Source organism: Kineothrix sp. MSJ-39, assembly GCF_018917935.1.
Lineage (GTDB): Bacteria > Bacillota > Clostridia > Lachnospirales > Lachnospiraceae > CAG-194.
Genome location: NZ_JAHLPN010000047.1, coordinates 1 through 1172 on the forward strand (window position 1 = coordinate 1; position 1172 = coordinate 1172).

The 1172-nt window shown below is 48.1% G+C and carries 2 tRNA genes and 3 rRNA genes; all 5 read right to left on the reverse strand.

Annotation, left to right across the window (positions count from 1 at the left end):
* A 23S ribosomal RNA gene (locus KQI22_RS13675) occupies window positions 1–218 on the reverse strand; the annotation flags it as partial.
* A 320-nt stretch (window positions 219–538) separates the two neighbouring features.
* Window positions 539–611, reverse strand: a tRNA-Ala gene (locus tag KQI22_RS13680).
* Between the two features lie 76 nt (window positions 612–687).
* Window positions 688–761, reverse strand: a tRNA-Ile gene (locus KQI22_RS13685).
* 6 nt (window positions 762–767) lie between these two features.
* A 5S ribosomal RNA gene (rrf, locus tag KQI22_RS13690) occupies window positions 768–885 on the reverse strand.
* Between the two features lie 203 nt (window positions 886–1088).
* Window positions 1089–1172 (reverse strand): 16S ribosomal RNA (locus KQI22_RS13695); the annotation flags it as partial.

Here is a 1172-nt window from a genome sequence, read left to right on the forward strand (position 1 = left end):
CTTCCTCCGGCTACTTAGATGTTTCAGTTCACCGGGTTCCCTCCGTTAACCTATGGATTCAGTTAACGGTGACTGAGGTTTCCTCAGCCGGGTTTCCCCATTCAGATATCTGTGGATCAAGGGATATTTGCTCCTCCCCACAGCTTTTCGCAGCTTATCACGTCTTTCTTCGGCTCTTAGTGCCAAGGCATCCACCCTGCGCTCTTATCAGCTTAACCTTTTTAGTCTCGCTCGATTTCATTAGCGTTTGAAATCTTTTCTCTTGAGTTTTGAGTTTGTTAAGATTTGTCATATGTTACTATGACTGTTTTCTTTTCGATGTCTTGTTATCATTTCTGATATTTTTAAGATTAATTTCTGTATTCGGTTTTCAAGGTACGACTTTGACTGTTTTTTCAGCCAATCAAGCGTTTTGCCTCGACTACGCACTCGCAACCTTCGGTTGTTCGTTCTTAAGTCGATTCAAATGCTTTTCGCTTCGTCTTCGCATATCTGAAAGCGGGCTTTCATATGCTCTTCCTCGCGAAAAACGCTTGAATGGAGACGGAGAGATTCGAACTCTTGACCCCCTGCTTGCAAGGCAGGTGCTCTCCCAACTGAGCTACGCCCCCATGTTGGTGAAGGTTTCCAGCTTAGCTTGTTTGTTCTTTTCCTTCATCTCGTTATTTAATTAGGTCTTCCGACCACTGGGCTTAAGTGGACTCGAACCACCGACCTCACGCTTATCAGGCGTGCGCTCTAACCAGCTGAGCTATAAGCCCATTTCAATCTGGCAGCCACCTACTCTCCCACATCGTCTCCAATGCAGTACCATCGGCCGCTTAAGTCTTAACCATCGTGTTCGGGATGGGAACGGGTGTGTCCCTTAAGCGCATCGCCACCAGAATAATCTTTGTTGTTTTCTCCTCGTGCGCCGTCTGTCCATTCATAAATCCTTCGGATCTATTTCATGGAGCACCCGGCCTCTCATGCATCTGCTTCACCAGCTCCGCTCCTGCAAGCAAGCTTGCTCGCGGTCTGCCCCGCATCTGCGCACCCGGCTCTCAACAACCAAACAGCAATCCAACCCTTACTTATTCTTTCCTTAGAAAGGAGGTGATCCAGCCGCACCTTCCGATACGGCTACCTTGTTACGACTTCACCCCAGTTATCAGACCTGCCTTCGACGGCTC